21 protein-coding genes are annotated in these 18765 nt (G+C 29.4%); 19 read left to right on the forward strand and 2 right to left on the reverse strand.

Annotated elements, in window-relative coordinates; genetic code table 11:
* Positions 1 to 263: 263 nt before the first annotated feature.
* Complete coding sequence (locus GN160_RS02605) at positions 264 to 857, reverse strand: YhgN family NAAT transporter (RefSeq protein ID WP_192380125.1); 594 nt, start codon at positions 855 to 857, stop codon at positions 264 to 266.
* Positions 858 to 1065: 208 nt separating this feature from the next.
* Here GN160_RS02605 and asd point away from each other — a divergent pair, with 208 nt between their 5' ends.
* Positions 1066 to 2169 carry an aspartate-semialdehyde dehydrogenase gene (gene asd, locus GN160_RS02610; protein ID WP_192380127.1) on the forward strand — a complete coding sequence of 368 codons (1104 nt, stop codon included), beginning with the start codon at positions 1066 to 1068 and terminating at the stop codon, positions 2167 to 2169.
* A 236-nt stretch (positions 2170 to 2405) separates the two neighbouring features.
* Here asd and nfuA read toward each other — a convergent pair whose 3' ends face one another.
* Positions 2406 to 2981 (reverse strand): Fe-S biogenesis protein NfuA, encoded by a 576-nt coding sequence (gene nfuA, locus GN160_RS02615; RefSeq protein ID WP_192380128.1) that lies wholly within the window; start codon positions 2979 to 2981, stop codon positions 2406 to 2408.
* Between the two features lie 1070 nt (positions 2982 to 4051).
* Between nfuA and aroK the strand changes: the two genes are divergently transcribed.
* The 18 genes from aroK (at position 4052) to rplL (ending at position 18607) form a co-directional block, all read left to right on the forward strand.
* A complete protein-coding gene (gene aroK / locus GN160_RS02620; protein WP_192380130.1) occupies positions 4052 to 4567 on the forward strand; it encodes a shikimate kinase AroK in 516 nt (171 codons plus the stop codon).
* Between the two features lie 41 nt (positions 4568 to 4608).
* Positions 4609 to 5697, forward strand: a complete 1089-nt coding sequence (aroB, locus tag GN160_RS02625; protein ID WP_192380132.1) for a 3-dehydroquinate synthase — start codon at positions 4609 to 4611, stop codon at positions 5695 to 5697.
* A gap of 563 nt (positions 5698 to 6260) precedes the next feature.
* Positions 6261 to 6926, forward strand: a complete 666-nt coding sequence (gene rpe / locus GN160_RS02630) for a ribulose-phosphate 3-epimerase (protein ID WP_192380134.1) — start codon at positions 6261 to 6263, stop codon at positions 6924 to 6926.
* Positions 6927 to 7048: 122 nt separating this feature from the next.
* Positions 7049 to 8077: a tryptophan--tRNA ligase gene (gene trpS / locus GN160_RS02635; protein ID WP_192380136.1), complete on the forward strand. Its 1029-nt coding sequence runs from the start codon at positions 7049 to 7051 to the stop codon at positions 8075 to 8077.
* A gap of 164 nt (positions 8078 to 8241) precedes the next feature.
* Positions 8242 to 8826, forward strand: a complete 585-nt coding sequence (locus GN160_RS02640; protein ID WP_192380888.1) for an anthranilate synthase component II — start codon at positions 8242 to 8244, stop codon at positions 8824 to 8826.
* A gap of 694 nt (positions 8827 to 9520) precedes the next feature.
* A complete protein-coding gene (gene tusD / locus GN160_RS02645; protein WP_192380138.1) occupies positions 9521 to 9916 on the forward strand; it encodes a sulfurtransferase complex subunit TusD in 396 nt (131 codons plus the stop codon).
* Between the two features lie 9 nt (positions 9917 to 9925).
* Positions 9926 to 10294: a sulfurtransferase complex subunit TusC gene (gene tusC / locus GN160_RS02650; RefSeq protein WP_192380140.1), complete on the forward strand. Its 369-nt coding sequence runs from the start codon at positions 9926 to 9928 to the stop codon at positions 10292 to 10294.
* A gap of 9 nt (positions 10295 to 10303) precedes the next feature.
* A complete protein-coding gene (gene tusB, locus GN160_RS02655; RefSeq protein ID WP_192380141.1) occupies positions 10304 to 10591 on the forward strand; it encodes a sulfurtransferase complex subunit TusB in 288 nt (95 codons plus the stop codon).
* Positions 10592 to 10713: 122 nt separating this feature from the next.
* Positions 10714 to 11088, forward strand: a complete 375-nt coding sequence (gene rpsL, locus GN160_RS02660) for a 30S ribosomal protein S12 (RefSeq protein ID WP_192380143.1) — start codon at positions 10714 to 10716, stop codon at positions 11086 to 11088.
* Between the two features lie 85 nt (positions 11089 to 11173).
* Positions 11174 to 11650, forward strand: coding sequence for a 30S ribosomal protein S7 (gene rpsG, locus GN160_RS02665; RefSeq protein ID WP_192380145.1), 477 nt, complete (start codon positions 11174 to 11176; stop codon positions 11648 to 11650).
* A gap of 121 nt (positions 11651 to 11771) precedes the next feature.
* Positions 11772 to 13877 carry an elongation factor G gene (gene fusA, locus GN160_RS02670; RefSeq protein ID WP_192380147.1) on the forward strand — a complete coding sequence of 702 codons (2106 nt, stop codon included), beginning with the start codon at positions 11772 to 11774 and terminating at the stop codon, positions 13875 to 13877.
* Positions 13878 to 13952: 75 nt separating this feature from the next.
* Complete coding sequence (gene tuf, locus GN160_RS02675) at positions 13953 to 15137, forward strand: elongation factor Tu (RefSeq protein ID WP_192380149.1); 1185 nt, start codon at positions 13953 to 13955, stop codon at positions 15135 to 15137.
* Between the two features lie 173 nt (positions 15138 to 15310).
* Entirely contained in the window at positions 15311 to 15685 is a 375-nt protein-coding gene (gene secE, locus GN160_RS02680; RefSeq protein WP_192380150.1) for a preprotein translocase subunit SecE, read from the forward strand.
* Between the two features lies 1 nt (position 15686).
* Positions 15687 to 16235 carry a transcription termination/antitermination protein NusG gene (gene nusG, locus GN160_RS02685; protein WP_192380152.1) on the forward strand — a complete coding sequence of 183 codons (549 nt, stop codon included), beginning with the start codon at positions 15687 to 15689 and terminating at the stop codon, positions 16233 to 16235.
* A gap of 123 nt (positions 16236 to 16358) precedes the next feature.
* Complete coding sequence (rplK, locus tag GN160_RS02690) at positions 16359 to 16790, forward strand: 50S ribosomal protein L11 (protein WP_192380154.1); 432 nt, start codon at positions 16359 to 16361, stop codon at positions 16788 to 16790.
* Positions 16791 to 16794: 4 nt separating this feature from the next.
* The gene (gene rplA, locus GN160_RS02695) at positions 16795 to 17502 is read left to right on the forward strand and encodes a 50S ribosomal protein L1 (RefSeq protein WP_192380156.1); all 708 of its coding nucleotides are present in this window, start codon (positions 16795 to 16797) and stop codon (positions 17500 to 17502) included.
* A 174-nt stretch (positions 17503 to 17676) separates the two neighbouring features.
* On the forward strand, positions 17677 to 18168 hold the full coding sequence (gene rplJ, locus GN160_RS02700; protein ID WP_192380158.1) for a 50S ribosomal protein L10: 492 nt from the start codon (positions 17677 to 17679) through the stop codon (positions 18166 to 18168).
* A gap of 70 nt (positions 18169 to 18238) precedes the next feature.
* The gene (rplL, locus tag GN160_RS02705; RefSeq protein WP_192380160.1) at positions 18239 to 18607 is read left to right on the forward strand and encodes a 50S ribosomal protein L7/L12; all 369 of its coding nucleotides are present in this window, start codon (positions 18239 to 18241) and stop codon (positions 18605 to 18607) included.
* Positions 18608 to 18765 lie beyond the last annotated feature (158 nt).

The raw sequence follows: 18765 nt of genomic DNA on the forward strand, positions 1-18765 counted from the left end.
TAATTCTTGATGTTGTTGCGATTTTGATATTTTTGTTATTTTATTTTTGTTATGGATAAGAATGATTTAATAAAATTTAAAGTAAATTATATATTTATCTTAAATTTTGTTTAGTTAAGTATATCAATTATTATAATAGTTAAAGTTTATTTTTGGGTAAAATGCTTATTGAAATCGCGTAAGTTGTACGATATGTTACTGTTTAAATATAATTTTTCAATTTTATTTTAATAAGTAATATATCGTACTTTAGCGTTGATAGTTTATGTGCGAAGGTAGTCTTTTATGCCATCCAGTAACATTTGAGTAGAAATCATAATTAATAATAACCCCATTAAACGTTCTAGAGCGTTTATTCCTTTGTTTCCTAATAGACGAGAAAATACATTTGATAGCATTAAAATTAATATAGATAACCCCCAAGCAATTAGTAGTGATAGTATTAGAAAATCAATTTTATGAGGATATTGATGTGATAACAGTAATAATGTAGCTAAAATTGATGGCCCCGCAACTAAAGGAATGGCTAATGGTACTAGGAATGGTTCTTCATCTATTTGTAATCCTGAATTGTTGTTTTCTTGTGATGGAAAGATCATTTTAATTGCTATTAAAAATAAAATAATTCCACCTGCAATAGATACCGTTTCTGTATGTAAATTAAGGAATATAAGTATATGTTCGCCGACAAACAAAAATATTAACATTAATAGTAAAGCTATTAGCATTTCTCTAATTACAATTATTTGTCTTCTTTTTGGTTCTAAATGTTTTAGAATTGACATGAAGATTGGTAGATTTCCAATCGGATCCATAATTAAAAATAGTAGTATAGTAGCTGATATCATTTCATTCATTAGTATATAAATCTCCTTAAGTTTTATTAATTGAAATTAATTGTTGTTTTGTTCATTTACGAATTAATTTTTATTTTTTTATGTTCTTATTTTAAATTTATTGTTTCATATTATTAGTGTAATATATAGTATATTCGTAAATTAGATGTAATTGCAGCATATAAATTTTGTTTATTTAGTAAGTTATTTGATGCAAAAGGAAGAATATATGAAAAATGTTGGGTTTATAGGTTGGCGAGGGATGGTTGGATCAGTGCTTATGAAACGTATGCTTGAAGAAAATAATTTTAATAATATTTCTTCTGTTTTTTTTTCGACTTCTCAATATGGCAAAACTGTTTCTAATATGAATGATCGTTTTGGTATTATACAAAACGCTTGGGATTTAGATATTCTTAGTTCCTTGGATATTATTGTCACATGTCAAGGTAGTGATTATACAAATGAAATTTATCCAAAATTAAGAAATATTGGTTGGCAAGGTTATTGGATAGATAGTGCATCTTCATTAAGAATGCTTGAAGATGTTATTATTGTCCTTGATCCCATTAATCAACATTTGATAAATCAAGGTCTAGATAGAGGTATTAAAACTTTTGTAGGTGGTAATTGTACTGTTAGTTTAATGTTGATGTCTTTAGGTGGTTTATTTGTTTCTAATTTAGTTGAATGGATTTCAGTATCTACCTATCAGGCTGTTTCTGGTGCTGGCGCTAAATTTGTACGTGAATTATTAATGCAAATAGGTGATATACATAACTCAATAAGTGATTTATTGCTAAATTCTGATATATCTATTTTAGAAATTGAAGGCCTTGTAACTAAATTGTTAAATGATAATTTAATATTAAATAATTATGATAGTGTGCCTTTAGCATGTAATTTAGTGCCATGGATTGATAGGTTATTAGATAATGGTCAAACCAGAGAAGAATGGAAGAGTCAAGTTGAGACTAATAAAATACTAGGCCTTAAGGAAGTAGTTCCAATTGATGGTTTATGCGTGCGCATTAGTTCTTTACGTTGTCATAGTCAATCTTTTGTTATAAAGTTAAAAGAAAATGTTTCTTTAAAAGAAATTGAATTTTTGCTTGCAGCACATAATGAGTGGGTAGTTGTGGTACCAAATGATTATAGTTGCTCATTACATCAACTTACACCAGCAGTTGTTACTGGTACTTTGAATATTCCAATTGGTAGATTACGCAAATTAAATATGGGTCCACGTTATCTTTCAGCTTTTACTGTAGGTGATCAGTTGTTATGGGGAGCTGCTGAGCCATTGCGAAGAATGTTATGTAAGTTAATTTAATTTAATTGTTGTTTTGTGTAGTGTGTATTTTATTTGTTTTATGTTTTATATTAAGATAGGATTTGAAATTATCAGAGATAATATATATTATTTTTCGTAATTTTTGTTTTACTGTTTAGAATAACTATTGGAAAAGTATCAGATTTCTTTATAATATACTTCGTGGATTAAGTATATTTAATTTCCACATGTTATATTTTTAAGGAATTTTTAATTTTTTTTCCTGTTTTCACATTTTAATAAAAAGAATGTTTTCCGTGTTGATGTTCAGTCAGATCACAGATTTTTTTTAGTTCTGGAAATTTTTGTAGTAATTCCTTTTCAATACTTTCTTTTAAAGTAAGATTTACCATAGAGCAACCATTACAACCGCCACTAAATTGGATAATTGCTGACATATCTTTTGTTATTTCTATGAGTTTTACAGATCCTCCGTGTTGCGCAAGTACTGGATTAATTTTTGATTGTAAAATATATTCAATTTTTTTATCAAGTGGTGCATCATCATTAGGTTGACACATTCTGGCATTTGGCGCTTTAATTGTTAGTTGAGATTCTGTTTGGTTAAAAATTAAATCAATTTCAGTATCTTTTAAATAAGGTAGATTAGTTTTGTTTATATATACTGAAAATGATTTGAATCTAATTTTTATATCTGAAGGATTAATATTTTCAGCAAAGCAATAAGATATACCACATTCTGCATTATATGTTCCAGGTTCTATGACAAATATGCGTATTTGGGTTCCGGGTTTTTGTTGTGATAATAATTTTGTTAAGTGTTCTTGAGCAATATTAGTAATATCTATCATATTGTAATATATTTTGCTTATTAAATAATATTATTCTAATGTTAATTTTAGGATATTACAAGTTTTGTATCATTTTAAGATTTGTATGCGTTGAGTGATTAAAATAATTATATTGATTTTATTTGATTTTTATTGAATAGAATTAATTCTAAATTCAGAATTCTGTATGAAGGTTCTTATCAGAAATTTTAAAAATTGTAATGTGATGTTACGGTTTTATATTTATTTATTAAGTTGTGTTTTAATATTTTAAATGATGATCAGTTTAGATATGGGATTCTAATTTGTAAAATGTAATGTAGTCGTTTATTTTATTTTTGATATTATTTATTTGCATTTGTTATATGTGTATAAATATTGAACTTTTTTATGATTGTTTTCAAAATTTAGGACAAATGAATTAGAGTTATTTAGATTTTTTGTACTAGTTTGTTAGTTTTATTTAATAGATTATTTGAATTAATTATATTTAGATATTTTGTTTATTGTGTTAGTGTTTATTGAATATATTTTGGTAAAATTAATATATTAAGTGTCTATTTTGTGTATGTTGATATACTTGTGTTTGTTTTATATAAAGTAATATGTTAAATTGACGAAAGTTTTTGATTTTCTTTTGTTTTGCGTTAAATAATTCAATTATTATCCAATAATAATCATAGGATTTTTACTTTGGGGATGATTTAATTAATAAGTAAATTTTAATTTTGATATTTAAATTTTTGGAATTGTTATGAGTTTTATTTGTTTATGTTGGTTTCAGTTTAAGAATGTTGAATACGTGAGATGTGGTTTTTGTACATATTTTATAAAATGTTTAGTATGAATTATAATATGTTTTAGTAAGATTATTGAATTATAGACTTTATTTTCATGGGTGTGTTGTTATTTTATTCATTTTGTAATTTGCAAATGCCATGATTTATGTTTTAGAATGTTTTAAGTTATTTAAAATATTCAAAGCTGCTGATTATAGCAGAACGGTTTATTTTGTTCCAGTTCTAATTTGTTTTTATTTGTTTTTAATTTGCAATTTATTATGCTTAATAAAGTGGTTTTATAATTAAGATATGGTAGAGAAACGTAATATTTTCTTAATTGGTCCTATGGGTGCGGGGAAAAGTACTATTGGTCGTCAATTAGCACAATATTTAAATATGGAATTTTTTGATTCTGATCAAGAGATTGAGCGTCGTACAGGAGCCAATATAAGTTGGGTATTTGATGTAGAGGGTGAAGATGGTTTTCGTTTTCGAGAAGAAAAGGTTATTAATGAATTGACTGATAAAAATGGAATTGTATTAGCTACTGGAGGAGGTTCGATTAAATCACGTGAAAATCGCAATCGGCTTTCTTCCAGAGGTTTTGTTATTTATTTAGAGACTACTATTGAGAAACAATTAGTTCGTACTCAGAGAGATAAAAAACGTCCTTTATTAAAAACTAATAATGCATCACAAAAAATATTAGAAGCTTTAGCTATTGAACGAGAGCCATTGTATCAAGAAATTGCAGATATTACTGTTCGTACGGACGAACAGAGTGTTAGAATGGTTATTAATAGAATTATTGGTATATTGCAGTGATGTTGTTTCGTTTTTGAGATGTATTTTTTTTGGAATTTTTAATGAAGAAACTTTTTTTAAAATTAGAAAAATGTGGTTATCCTATTTTTATCGGTGATGGGCTATTAAAGAGAATTGATAATTACGGTTTGTTAGAGTTAAATAGGATTGCAGTTATAATAACAAATGATGTTATTGCACCTTTATATTTAGATCTAGTGTCTTCTAGATTAAGTCAAAATGGATTTATGTTTGATAAAGTAATTTTACCTAATGGAGAATCTCAGAAATCTTTGAGTGTAGTTGAACAAGTTATATCTTTATTGTTAAAACAAAATTATACGCGAGATATGGTTATTATTGCTCTTGGTGGGGGTGTTATTGGTGATTTAGCTGGTTTTGTTGCTTCTATTTATCAACGTGGTGTGTGTTTTGTGCAAATACCTACTACGTTATTAGCTCAAGTGGATGCTGCTATAGGAGGGAAAACTGCGGTCAATCATGTATTGGGTAAAAATATGATTGGTAGTTATCATCAACCTAGTTCGGTTATTATAGATTTGAATTGTTTAAGTACTTTATCACGTAGGGAATTTTGTTCTGGATTAGCAGAAGTTATTAAATATGCAGTGACTTTTGATTGTGATTTTTTTATTTGGTTAGAAAATCATTTGAATGATTTGTTATCTTTAAATTTACAATGTTTATCTTATTGTGTTTACCGTTGTTGTAGTTTGAAAATTAAGGTAGTTGAAAAAGATGAACGTGAATTTAATTTGCGGATGTTACTTAATCTTGGTCATACTTATGCTCATGCAATTGAAAGTTATTTTTGCTATAAAGGTAATTGGTTACATGGTGAAGCAGTTTCTGTGGGGATTATGATGGCTATGAGTTTTTCATTTTTTTTAGGTTGGTTTAGCAAATCAGATTTTGACCGTGTTCGAAAATTGTTAATACGCGCTAGTTTACCAATTTATGGTCCTTCAAAAATGCTTTTAGAAGATTATTTGCCATATATTATGCGTGATAAGAAAAATAAACTACATGGTTCGTGTTTAGTATTACCAGTTCAAATTGGTAAAGCGGTTGTTTATGATGATATTAGCGACGATCTTTTAAAACAATCTATTAGGAATTGCTTATTATAATTGAAATAACCAACAGTTCTTAAGGAATGTGAATCATTGAAAATTTATAGCAATATAAATTATAAGTGTGTTTTTATAACTTATATTGATAAAATAGTATAGTTTTGTTGTTATTGTTTTTAATTTTATTTATTCATAATAGTTTTGTGTGCATACCTTTATTTAAATTTAACTTCTTTATTTAATTTGATATATAAAGTTATGTCTGTTTGTTAAATTTTAATTTTGTAGTATTATTTTTATTTAATATGAACTTGAATTATGTTATGGACTTGATATTTGATTTTTATAAAATTATTTGCTTTGTTTTATTATTTTATAAGATATATTTAGTGAGAAATTATAGAGGCATGGCGATTTGAATGATGTCTTTAGGATTTTAAGTATATTTAATTATGACTATCGGTTGTTATATTAAATATTTAGTGTAATTTATTATAATGTTAGATATTTATTCTAGTATACTCCATATTTAGTTTTTCAAAATAATATTTAAGGAGTGGCAGAGGATAATTTTATGTTTATCAATATAGATTGGCAGAATTAGATTTGGAGAGATGAAATTGAAAAATTTTTTAATTGTTCCATCAATTTTATCAGCTAATTTTGCTTGTTTAGGTGAAGATATTAGTAAAGTGATTTCGGCTGGTATTAAAATGATTCATTTTGATGTTATGGATAATCATTATGTTCCGAATTTAAGTGTAGGACCATTAGTATTAAAGGCATTACGTGACTATGGTGTTACTATTTCTATTGATGTACATTTAATGGCTAGACCTGTAGATCGTTTGATTTTAGATTGTGTTTATGCTGGAGCTAGTTCTATAAGTTTTCATCCTGAAAGCACAGATCATATTGACCGATCATTGGAGTTGATTAAGGAAAATGGCTGTAAAGCAGGTTTAGTATTTAATCCTGGTACTGCATTAGGTTGTTTAGAATATATAATTAATAAGCTTGATTTTATTTTATTAATGTCTGTCAATCCTGGTTTTTCTGGACAATCTTTTATACCAATTGTTTTAAATAAAATATGTCAAGTGTCAAATTTGATTAAAAATAGTGGCTTTAATATCAGATTAGCAGTAGATGGAGGTATCAATATTAGGAATATTTCTGTAATTGCAGAGGCTGGAGCTGATACTTTCATTATTGGTTCAACAATTTTTACTGCATCTAATTATCGTCAAGTTATTAATGATTTGTATTGTGAAATAAATAAATAATTATATCTAAATAAATAATATTATAATGGAAATTTTAAATCTTTGATTATTTTTTAAAATTTGTTTAGTTTATGTTTGTTATAAGGTTGTTTTTATAAAAGAGATTTTAAGGTGGATTTAGTATGACTAAACTTACCGCTTTTAGTGGTATTCAGCCGTCAGGAGATTTAACTCTTGGTAATTATATCGGTGCGATACGTCAATGGGTTAAAATTCAGTATGATTATCGTTGTATATATTGTATAGTTGATTTACATGCTATCACTATGTGCCAAAATGCTACTCAATTAGGTAAAAGATCATTGGATGTGTTAGCTTTGTTGTTATCATGCGGGTTAGATCCAGATAATGTTATTATATTTATTCAGTCTCATGTTCCACAACATGTTCAGTTAAGTTGGTTATTAAGTTGTTATAGTTATTTTGGCGAACTTAGACGTATGACTCAGTTTAAAGATAAGTCAACTAACTTTTTAAATAATTCAAACAATATTAATGTTGGTTTGTTTAATTACCCTATATTAATGGCTTCAGATATTCTTTTGTATCAAACTAGTTTAGTTCCTATTGGTGATGATCAAAAACAACATTTGGAATTAAGTCGTAGAATTGCTGATAGATTTAATTCATTGTATGGTAGGATATTTACTGTTCCAGATTTTTATGTTCCTAAATTTGGTTCTCGTATCATGTCTTTATTAGAACCTTGTAAGAAGATGTCTAAATCTGATTTTAATCAAAAAAATGTTATTTTTCTTTTAGAAGATATTGATTCTGTAGTAAATAAATTAAATTGTTCTATTACCGATTCTGATGATCCGCCAGTAATTTCGTATGATAAAATTAATAAACCAGGAATTTCCAATCTTTTAAGTATTTTATCTGGACTTAGTGAGGTTGGTATTTATGATTTAGAATTGTCTTTTAAAGGTAAAAAATATATTCAATTAAAGAATAAAATTATAGAGTTAGTGACATATAAATTGAAAAAATTACAGAAGCGTTATTTTCTTTTACGTAGAGAAGAAGATTATTTATATGAAATTTTGTCTCGAGGTGCTGAAAAGGCTCGTTCTGAAGCTGATGTTACTTTATCAAAGGTGTATGATGTTATTGGTTTATTAAAATCTAATACTGGATTTAAATATTAGAAGAATATGTAAAATATTAGTTTGTATGATAGAATATGTTTTCTATTTTTGACATTTTGTTTATTAGTATTTTGTATTTTTGTTTTATGTTGGGTGGGTTTTGTTTATTTCTTATTTAAATAAAGTTATTTGTTATGATAACGTAGATATTTGGTTATTTGATTTTGGTTAAGGTATTACTAATCGATAATTATGATTCTTTTACTTGGAATATTTATCAATATTTTAGTAAAATTGGTGCAGAAGTAAAAGTGGTGCGTAATGATGTTTGTAGTTTATTAGATATTGAACAATTTTCCCCTCATAAGTTAGTTATTTCTCCTGGGCCTGGTACACCGGGAGATGCGGGTATCTCTTTATCTGTAATCTCTTATTTTGCTAATAAATTACCAATTCTTGGTATATGTCTTGGTCATCAAGTTATTGCACAATTTTTTGGGGCGAAGATAGTTAGATCAAAACAAGCGATGCATGGAAAGCAATCTGTGATTTATCATGATTGTAAAGGAATATTTGCGAATTTATCTCAATTTCTTAAAGTAGTTCGTTACAATTCTTTAGTGGTAGATATTTATAGTCTACCATCTTGTTTAGAGGTATCAGCGTGGAGTGTATTAAATGATGGTAAGTATGATGAGATTATGGCAATTCGTCATCGTAACTTGAGGCTGGAAGGTATTCAGTTTCATCCTGAAAGTATATTAAGTGAGCAAGGATATGAAATGTTAGTTAATTTTATACATTGTTAGTTTTAGATAATTTTAATTATTTTGACTTATTTATTATAAAATTTTGAATAAGCAAGTACAATGACTAAAGTTTAATCTTATATTATATATGAATCATAGTTTAGTTTATATATAATTTGTATTTTGAATTTTTATTCTATATTTAGTTATTTTATGTATTATATATTTACAGATCTAATAATAGATAATCAGATTAATAATATTATTTTAGAATTGTAATTAATGTTGTTTATTTGTGTTATTTGGATAGTTATGAAATCAATAGTCGTTAAGTTAATTCTGTTTATTGTTATATTATCTATTGTTTTAAGTGGGATGTTTAGAATTTGATGGTACAATTGTACTTTAAGTATACTTGTCATCATAATTTCAGTTTATTATTGCTAGTATTTATGTTTTATTTAGGATCTAAATTTTTAATTTATTTTTTGAGTGTTAGAAATTTTTATTTTTAAATCTTATAAAGAGGATATTTTTGTTTATTTGTTTCTTTTGTTTATTTTAATTGTTTATCTATTATTTTGTGTTTTAAATAATACCTCATGTATTATTATTTGTAGTTGATGGAAATATCAAGTTGTTATTGATATCAGATGTTGATTATTTTATTTTAAAATTTTTATTTATAGTATTAAATTTGTCTTTGTTTTGTTTGTATATTATATTAAATAATTATTAATGTTTGAGTTATCTTATGGTTAGTTTAAGTTATGTATTGTTTGTGAATGTTTCTGCATATGGGAAACAGGTTGCTATTGTCTCTTTACAATTTGCGCGTGCATTATTGAAATATAATCATCGGTTGGTTATGGTTTTTTTTTATCAAGATGGTGTTTCTAATGCTAATAGTTTAATTTTGAATGATGATGACGAGATTAATTTGGTGAATTTATGGCAGGATTTTTCCAATATTCATTCTGTTGAATTACATGTCTGTATTGCGGCTGCTTTACGTAGAGGTCTTGTAGACAGGGATCGTGTTACTGCCTTTCACTTTTCTGATAGTAATTTACAGAAAGCATTTAAGTTAAGTAGTTTGGGTGCTTTAATACAAGCTATGGTGAATTGCGATAGATTTATTCAATTTTAGTTATAATATATGAAAAAACGTATTGCTTTTGTTTTTACTCAAACTCCTTATGGAAGCTCTTCTGTAAGAGAAGGTTTAGATGTTTTATTATCTTTATTTGCTTTCGAAATAAAGATAGGTGTATTTTTTATTTCTGATGGTATTTTCATATTATTATCTAATCAAAAACCAGAATTAATTTTGGTAAAAAATTTTATTGCAACTTTTGGTACATTGTTAATGTATGATGCATTAAATATTTATATGTGTTCTTATTCTGTGAAAGAACGTGGTTTTAAAAAAATAGATTTTTTATATTGGTTGGGTAAAATAGTATGGTTATCTCCTGTGAGATGGAGTGAAAAATTAATAAATTATGATAGTATATTAACTTTTTAAATTGTTTATATGTTATACACTTTAAGTAGTTCTCCGTATAAGAAGGATTTATTTTTACTGTCAAAAATAATTCGGCCTTTCGATGAGTTATTGTTATTGTCTGATGGTATTATAGCAGGATTGGTAGATTCTGTTGCCTTTGATGTTTTAAATAAAATAGAATCCAATATATATGGCTTAAAAGATGATATCTTGTCTCGTGGTTTACTATTTTATTTTTCAAAAGAAATTATCATTATTGATTACCTTGGTTTTGTTCAATTAACTGAGCGACATTCTCAACAAATGGTTTGGTAATATTATATATAATTTTTGTATCTATCTTGACTTTTGGTTTAAATAAAGGTAGTATTCCATATTTAAAATGTGGTATGGGTTATTCATTTTTTATGTTGCTTAGCCATTTAGGAGCTTAGTTTATGTCAACAATTAATCAACTTGTTCGGAATCCTCGGTTGGTTAAATTAGTGAAAAGTAACGTGCCCGCATTGGAGTCTTGTCCTCAAAAACGTGGTGTTTGCACTAGAGTATATACTACTACTCCTAAAAAACCTAATTCTGCTTTACGTAAAGTTTGTCGTGTGCGTTTGACTAATGGTTTTGAAGTTACTTCTTATATTGGCGGAGAGGGTCATAATTTACAGGAACATTCTGTTATTTTAATTCGTGGTGGTCGTGTAAAAGATTTACCTGGAGTACGTTATCATATAGTTCGTGGTGCACTTGATTGTTCTGGAGTTCGTGATCGCAAACAAGGTAGATCCAAATATGGTGTAAAAAAACCTAAAGATTAATTAGCAAATATTTTATGTATTGTTTAAAAAATTTCGAATTTTGTGCTGTGTTATTTTGATTTCCTGAAAATGGAGTTTTTTTGTTATGCCTCGTCGTCATGTTATTGATCAACGTAAAGTGTTACCTGATTTAAAGTTTGGGTCAAAGCTTTTAGCTAAGTTTATTAATATAGTTATGGTGCATGGCAAGAAGTCTGTTGCAGAAAAGATTGTTTATCAGGCTCTCGATATTCTTTTAAAGCGATCATCTAAGGTTCAGGTACACTTGGAAGCTTTCGATCTAGCCATTGATAATGTGCGACCAATAGTAGAGGTTAAATCAAGAAGAGTTGGCGGATCTACTTATCAGGTTCCTGTTGAAGTGCGTCCTATGAGACGTGATACTTTAGCTATGCGTTGGATCGTAGCTGCCGCTAGAAAAAGAATAGATAGGTCTATGGTTTTGCGTTTGGCTAATGAATTATGTGATGCTGTAGAAAATAAAGGTAATGCTGTTAAGAAGCGAGAAGAAATACATCGTATAGCAGAAGCTAATAAAGCTTTTGCTCATTACCGTTGGTAATGATACATCATGAGTTATAAATCTTAACTAATAATTTTTATCTCTTGAATATTCATATGTATAATTTATGTATCAGTATTCAAGCAAATGTGGGTCTTTGTAAGTTTATGGAGAAGGATAGATGGGTCGGGTAACGCCTATTATACATTATCGTAATATTGGTATTAGCGCACATATAGATGCTGGTAAGACTACCACTACTGAGCGTATTTTATTTTATACAGGAGTAAATCATAAGCTTGGAGAAGTTCATAATGGTTCTGCTACTATGGATTGGATGGCTCAAGAACAAGAGCGAGGTATTACGATTACATCTGCTGCTACTACTTGTTTTTGGTCTGGTATGTCTAAACAGTTTCAAATTCATCGTATTAATATTATAGATACTCCAGGTCATGTAGATTTTACTATAGAAGTAGAACGTTCTATGAGAATATTAGATGGCGTTGTGATGGTTTATTGCGCTGTTGGAGGCGTGCAGCCTCAATCAGAGACTGTATGGCGTCAGGCAAATAAGTATAGGGTTCCACGTATTGCTTTTATAAATAAAATGGACCGTATGGGTGCTAATTATTTACGTGTTGTAGATCAGCTTAAAACTAGATTATCTGCTAATCCTGTACCTATTCAGTTAGCTGTTGGTGCAGAGGATAAATTTACTGGCGTAATTGATTTAGTTAAGATGAAAGTTATTTATTGGAATGAAATAGATCAGGGTGTTAGTGTGCGTTATGAGGAAATACCGGATCATTTAAATATTTTAGCCGAAGAATGGCATCAGTTTTTATTAGAATCTGTAGCTGAAAGTTCTGATGATTTAATGGATAAATATTTATCCGGTAAAATTTTGACAGAAGAAGAAATAAAATCTGGTTTACGACGTCGTGTTTTAAACAATGAAATTACTTTAGTAACTTGTGGTTCAGCTTTTAAAAATAAGGGCGTGCAAGCTATGTTAGATGCTGTCATTGAATATTTACCTTCTCCTGTGGATATTGTATCTGTAAAAGGAGTTATGGAAGATCGTTCAACTAACACAGAACGACGTTCTAGTGATGATGAACCGTTTGCAGCCTTGGCTTTTAAAATCGCTAATGATCCTTTTGTAGGTAATTTAACTTTTTTCCGTGTGTATTCAGGAAAGATTAATACCGGAGATATTGTTTTAAATCCTTTAAAGGAAAAACGTGAGAGACTTGGTCGTATTGTACAGATGCATGCTAATAAACGTGAGGAAATAAAGGCTGTTTGTTCTGGAGATATTGCTGCAGTAATTGGTTTGAAAGATATATCTACAGGGGATACATTATGTGATCCTTCTGCACCGATTATTCTTGAGCGCATGGATTTTCCGGACCCGGTTATTTCTGTTACAGTGGAACCTAAAACTAAAGTTGATCAAGAGAGAATGAGCCTGTCATTGAATAAGTTAGCTCAAGAGGATCCTTCTTTTCGCGTGTTAGTTGACAGAGAATCTGGTCAAACTATTATTGCGGGTATGGGAGAATTGCATCTTGATATTTTAGTAGATCGCATGCGTAGAGAGTTTAATGTTGATGCCAGTGTAGGTAAACCTCAAGTGGCATATCGTGAAACTATTCGTTCTACTGTTATACAAGAAGGTAAATTTATTCGACAATCTGGTGGTCGAGGGCAATTTGGACATGTATTATTGCGTATAGAACCTATGGAATTAAGTGGCAAAGGATATGAATTTTTAAATGAAATAGTAGGGGGAGCAGTTCCTAAAGAATACATACCTGCTGTTAATAAAGGTGTTCAAGAGCAGATAAGTAATGGTATTCTGGCAGGATATCCTATTATAGGTGTTCGTGTAGCTATTATTGATGGCTCTTATCATGAAGTTGATTCGTCGGAGATAGCGTTCAAGATCGCAGGATCCATAGCGTTTAAGGAAGCTTTTATGAAAGCTCAACCAGTTCTTTTAGAACCTATCATGAAGGTTGAGGTTGAAACTCCTGGTTGTTATATGGGAGATGTAATTGGTGATTTAAATAAACGTCGCGGTATAATTAGTGACGTAGAGAATATTAATGCGAATACGGTAGTTTATGCTAAAGTGCCTTTATCTGAAATGTTTGGTTATGCAACTAAATTGCGTTCTCAAACTCAGGGTCGTGCTTCTTATTCCATGGAATTTTTTAAGTATAATGAGGCACCATATGGCATAACTCAGGGTATTGTGGAATCGCGGAAAGTTCAGTAATAATTTGGATCTTGATTTTGGCTTGAATATTTTAAATTTTAATATATAAATAATATATAAATTGGGGGTGTATTCGTGTCTAAAGAAAAATTTCAACGTACAAAATTTCATGTTAATGTTGGTACTATTGGTCATGTTGATCATGGAAAAACGACTTTGACCTCAGCTATTACGACTGTTTTAGCTAAAGCTTATGGCGGTAATGCACGTGCTTTTGACCAAATCGACAATGCGCCAGAAGAAAAAGCTCGTGGGATTACTATCAATACTTCACATGTTGAGTATGATACTCCTAGTCGTCATTATGCACATGTTGATTGTCCTGGACACGCTGATTATGTTAAAAACATGATTACTGGTGCTGCACAAATGGATGGAGCTATATTAGTTGTTGCTGCTACTGATGGACCTATGCCTCAAACCAGAGAACATATTTTGTTAGCTCGTCAAGTGGGTGTACCTTACATTATTGTTTTTATGAATAAGTGTGATATGGTGGATGATAGTGAGTTGTTAGAGTTAGTTGAAATGGAAGTACGAGAACTTTTATCTCAATATGATTTTCCTGGTGATGATACTCCAATTATTCGTGGTTCTGCACTTAAAGCGTTGGAAGGAGATAAAGTATGGGAGGAAAAGATTTTTGAATTATCTAAGGCCCTCGACGATTATATACCTGATCCACAAAGGCTTATTGATAAGCCGTTTCTTTTGCCTATAGAAGATGTATTTTCAATTTCTGGCAGAGGGACTGTGGTTACTGGGAGAGTGGAAAGTGGTATTATTAAAGTTGGTGAAGAAATAGAAATAGTTGGCATTAGAGATACAGTTAAGACTATTTGCACTGGAGTAGAGATGTTTCGTAAATTATTGGACGAAGGACGTGCTGGCGAAAATATTGGTGTCTTGTTGCGCGGCACTAAACGTGATGATGTTGAGAGAGGGCAAGTGTTAGCAAAACCAGGTTCAATAAAACCTCATTCTCAATTTGAATCTGAAGTTTATATTCTAGATAAAGAAGAAGGTGGTAGACATACCCCATTTTTTAAAGGATATCGTCCTCAGTTTTATTTTCGTACTACAGATGTTACTGGAACAATTGAGTTGCCTGGTGGTGTAGAAATGGTGATGCCTGGTGATAATATTAGAATGATGGTCCATTTAATTGCTCCAATTGCTATGAATGATGGGTTACGTTTTGCTATACGTGAAGGTGGTCGAACTGTTGGCGCTGGAGTGGTGTCTAAAATAATTTTATGAGATATTTATGGTGTAAAACAATAATATTTATTTAGTTCTTATGAATACTTGACATTTAGTGCTTTTTGCTTTTTATCAGAAAATTTTGAATGGATGTATTGGTTTAAATTTTTTATTCCTTTTCTTCCGCGGATAAAGGGGTTGGTATATTAAAAGTTGCGTAGAATTTATTTATGAATAAATATAGAAATTTTAGAAAAATGCTTTATTTAAAAATAATCAGTTGGTCAAGTGTTTTATCATTATTTATATTAGTGCTTTTGTGTAATTATTTTTTTATTAATTTTGTTTCTTTGTTAGTCGTATTAGATATTTTATATATTATTGTATTTTTTATTTTTTTCTTTCAAAGAACAGCAAAAGGTTTGGAGTTTATTTCATTTGTGCGTGCTGCTAAGATGGAATTAGATAAGGTTGTTTGGCCAACAAAGCGAGAAACTATACAAACTACTTTAGTGGTAGCTGTTGTTACTGTTATAGTATCTTTGTTATTGTGGGGATTAGATAGTGTTTTGGTTCGTTTTATTTCATTAACTTTAAGGTTGTAAGATGGTTGACGTTGCATCTAAAAAACGGTGGTATGTAGTGCAGGTTTATTCTGGTTTTGAAGGTCGTGTAGCTCGTTCATTACGTGAATATATTAAATTGAGTAATATGAATGATCTATTTGGTGAAGTTATGGTTCCAACTGAAGAAGTTGTTGAAATACGTAGTGGTCAACGACGCAAAAGTGAAAGGAAATTTTTTCCTGGGTATGTTTTAGTTCAAATGATTATGAATGAATCTAGTTGGCATTTTATAAAAAAAATACCGCGTGTTATGGGCTTTATTGGTGGCGCTCCCGATCGGCCATCTCCTATTGGTGATAAAGAACTTCATTCTATCATGAATAAGTTGCAACAAGCTGGAGAAAAACCCAGACCAAAGACATTATTTGAACCAGGGGAGTTAGTTCGCGTTAATGATGGTCCTTTTGCTGATTTTCACGGTGTAGTAGAACATGTAGATTATGAAAAGAGTCGTTTAAAGGTATCTGTATCAATTTTTGGTCGTTCTACTCCTGTAGAACTAGATTTTGTTCAAGTTGAAAAATGTTAATCCATTTTAGTTTTATGTTGTTGATATTAATTATAGGATTTTGACATTTTATTATTAGGAATTAAAGAATAAAGTAAAGTAGTTTTGATTTTTTGTTTTACTTTTTAAGCAAAATGAGGTCTTATGTCTAAAAAAATACAGGCTTTTGTGAAATTGCAAATTGGAGCGGGTGCAGCAAACCCAAGTCCTCCTATTGGACCCGCTTTGGGACAACATGGCGTTAATATTATGGAATTTTGTAAAGTTTTTAATAAAAAGACAGAACATATAGAATTAGGTCTTCCTATTCCTGTTGTTGTTACTGTTTATTCTGATCGTTCTTTTGTTTTTATTATTAAAAGTCCACCGGCGTCTATTTTGTTGAAAAAAGCTGCTGGTATTAAATCCGGTGCTAGTACGCATAAAGATGGTAAGGTTGCTGGTACAGTTACTATTAATCAGGTTCATGAGATTGCGAAAATTAAGTCAATTGATATGACAGGATCAGATTTGAATGCTGTATCACGATCTATCATGGGAACCGCTCGTTCTATGGGTTTATTAATAGAGAATTAGTATAATGATTAAATTAAGTAAACGGATGAAACATTTACGTAGTAGATTTAGTTCGTTAAGTGATTATGATTTAATGACAGTTATTGGCTTTCAACAAAAAATGTCCAGTATCAATTTTGTAGAAAGTGTCGATGTAGCTGTAAACTTAGGTATTGATGCTCGTAAGTCAGAACAAAATGTTCGTGGATTTGTTCTATTACCACACGGTAGTGGTCGTAACGTGCGTATTGCTGTATTTACTCAGGATGTTGATATAGAGCATCGTGTTAAGATTGCTGGGGCTGACGAAGTAGGCATGTTCGATTTAGCTGATAGAATTAAAAATAAGAATTGTCAGTTTGATGTGATAGTTGCTTCTCCAGCTGCAATGCCTTTAGTGGGTAAATTAGCTCCAATATTAGGTCCTAGAGGGTTAATGCCTAATATTAGAAATGGTACTATTTCTCAAAATATAGTTGAAAGTGTTAAGAATATTAAAATGGGACAAATATGTTATCGTAATGATAAAAGTGGTATTATTCATGTTACTATAGGTAAAATTAGTTTTACTCCTGAACAATTAAGAGAGAATTTAGAAGCTTTAATCATTGCATTGAAAAAGAATAAACCAATTCAATCTAAGGGAGTTTTTATTAAAAAAGTTACTCTTTCTAGTACTATGGGTATAGGAATAGCTATAGATAAAAGTAGTTTACCTATTATAACCAATTGATTTATTGTTTATTTTGTATATTGCCTTTTATTTTTATAGAATGAATTCATAAAATGTTAGTTTGTTAGGAGAAGTTACGTTTTTAAAAATTATTTTGTTCAGTTTAATCATGTGAGGTTGTTTGTTATTATGTTTGAGTTTTGTTGTTTTTTAATTTATTTTAAGTGAAATTTTATGATATTAAGTATTCCAGATAAACAAAGGATTGTTTCTGAAGTTCGTGAAATAGCAAGAGTTGCTGTGTCTGCTGTTTTAGCAGATCCTAGTGGTTTGAAAAATAATGAATTGGTTGAATTGCGTCAAGAAAGTCGAAAAAAGAATGTTTATATACGTGTAATTCGTAATTCTTTATTATCTAAAATAGTACATGAAACTTCTTTTGAATGCTTAAAAGATTTTTTTTCTGGTCCTACTTTAATTGGTTTCTCTGTTAGAGAAGCAAGTGATGTTGCTCGTCTTTTTCAAGATTTTAGTAAACTTCACGAAAATTTTAAAATTAAAGTTGCAGTTTTTGAAAAAAATATTATTGATGCATCTCATATTGATATCTTATCTAGCTTACCTACTTATTTGGAAGGAATTACTAGATTAATATTTTTTATTAAGGAATCGACTATTGTTAAGTTAATTCGTGTATTATCCTTAATTGCAGAACAAAAAAAGTAATTATTTTTTACGATTTTGATTGATATTATAAATTTTTATCCAAATGTTTAATTTTTTTTAGGAATTATTTATGTCTCTTACTAAAGAAGAAATTTTAGATGCTGTTTCCGAAATGTCCGTGATGGATGTTGTTAAATTGATTTCTATGATGGAGGAGAAGTTTGGTGTTTCAGCTACTTCTTTTACGTTACCTACTGCTCCTGTAGTCGAAGAAGTTGTTGAAGAAAAAACTGAATTTGATGTTGTATTGACTGCTATTGGTTCTAACAAAATTGCTGTTATTAAGGCTGTACGCGGTGCTATTGGTTTAGGGTTAAAAGAGGCTAAAGATTTAGTTGAATCTTATCCTGTTATCCTTAAACAAGGGATAAATAGTAGTGATGCAGATATTTTAAAAAAAAACTTGGAAGTAGTCGGTGCTTCTGTTGAAATAAAGTAATATCAAACTAATGTAATTTTGTTTGTTGTTATTGTCTTTAGGTAATGGTTCTGGGTGTTTTGTTTCGTTGTTGTTTTTAAATGTATTTATTTATTAATATTTGTCCGTTTTGTTCTAATGGTACAAATTTAGAATTAGTTTATTGTTAGGTATTAAAT

The sequence above is a fragment of the Blochmannia endosymbiont of Colobopsis nipponica genome (assembly GCF_014857065.1).
GTDB lineage: Bacteria > Pseudomonadota > Gammaproteobacteria > Enterobacterales > Enterobacteriaceae > Blochmanniella.

Excerpts from the sequence above, each read along its gene's own strand:
- GN160_RS02605 (WP_192380125.1), bottom strand. The coding sequence starts at position 857 with ATGAATGAAATGATATCAGCTACTATACTACTATTTTTAATTATGGAT.
- rpsL (WP_192380143.1), top strand. The coding sequence starts at position 10,714 with ATGTCAACAATTAATCAACTTGTTCGGAATCCTCGGTTGGTTAAATTA.
- aroB (WP_192380132.1), top strand. The coding sequence starts at position 4,609 with ATGAAGAAACTTTTTTTAAAATTAGAAAAATGTGGTTATCCTATTTTT.
- nusG (WP_192380152.1), top strand. The coding sequence starts at position 15,687 with ATGGTTGACGTTGCATCTAAAAAACGGTGGTATGTAGTGCAGGTTTAT.
- rplJ (WP_192380158.1), top strand. The coding sequence starts at position 17,677 with ATGATATTAAGTATTCCAGATAAACAAAGGATTGTTTCTGAAGTTCGT.
- rplK (WP_192380154.1), top strand. The coding sequence starts at position 16,359 with ATGTCTAAAAAAATACAGGCTTTTGTGAAATTGCAAATTGGAGCGGGT.
- nfuA (WP_192380128.1), bottom strand. The coding sequence starts at position 2,981 with ATGATAGATATTACTAATATTGCTCAAGAACACTTAACAAAATTATTA.
- asd (WP_192380127.1), top strand. The coding sequence starts at position 1,066 with ATGAAAAATGTTGGGTTTATAGGTTGGCGAGGGATGGTTGGATCAGTG.
- trpS (WP_192380136.1), top strand. The coding sequence starts at position 7,049 with ATGACTAAACTTACCGCTTTTAGTGGTATTCAGCCGTCAGGAGATTTA.
- rplA (WP_192380156.1), top strand. The coding sequence starts at position 16,795 with ATGATTAAATTAAGTAAACGGATGAAACATTTACGTAGTAGATTTAGT.
- aroK (WP_192380130.1), top strand. The coding sequence starts at position 4,052 with ATGGTAGAGAAACGTAATATTTTCTTAATTGGTCCTATGGGTGCGGGG.
- secE (WP_192380150.1), top strand. The coding sequence starts at position 15,311 with ATGAATAAATATAGAAATTTTAGAAAAATGCTTTATTTAAAAATAATC.
- tusC (WP_192380140.1), top strand. The coding sequence starts at position 9,926 with ATGAAAAAACGTATTGCTTTTGTTTTTACTCAAACTCCTTATGGAAGC.
- fusA (WP_192380147.1), top strand. The coding sequence starts at position 11,772 with ATGGGTCGGGTAACGCCTATTATACATTATCGTAATATTGGTATTAGC.
- tusB (WP_192380141.1), top strand. The coding sequence starts at position 10,304 with ATGTTATACACTTTAAGTAGTTCTCCGTATAAGAAGGATTTATTTTTA.
- rpsG (WP_192380145.1), top strand. The coding sequence starts at position 11,174 with ATGCCTCGTCGTCATGTTATTGATCAACGTAAAGTGTTACCTGATTTA.
- rplL (WP_192380160.1), top strand. The coding sequence starts at position 18,239 with ATGTCTCTTACTAAAGAAGAAATTTTAGATGCTGTTTCCGAAATGTCC.
- tusD (WP_192380138.1), top strand. The coding sequence starts at position 9,521 with ATGGTTAGTTTAAGTTATGTATTGTTTGTGAATGTTTCTGCATATGGG.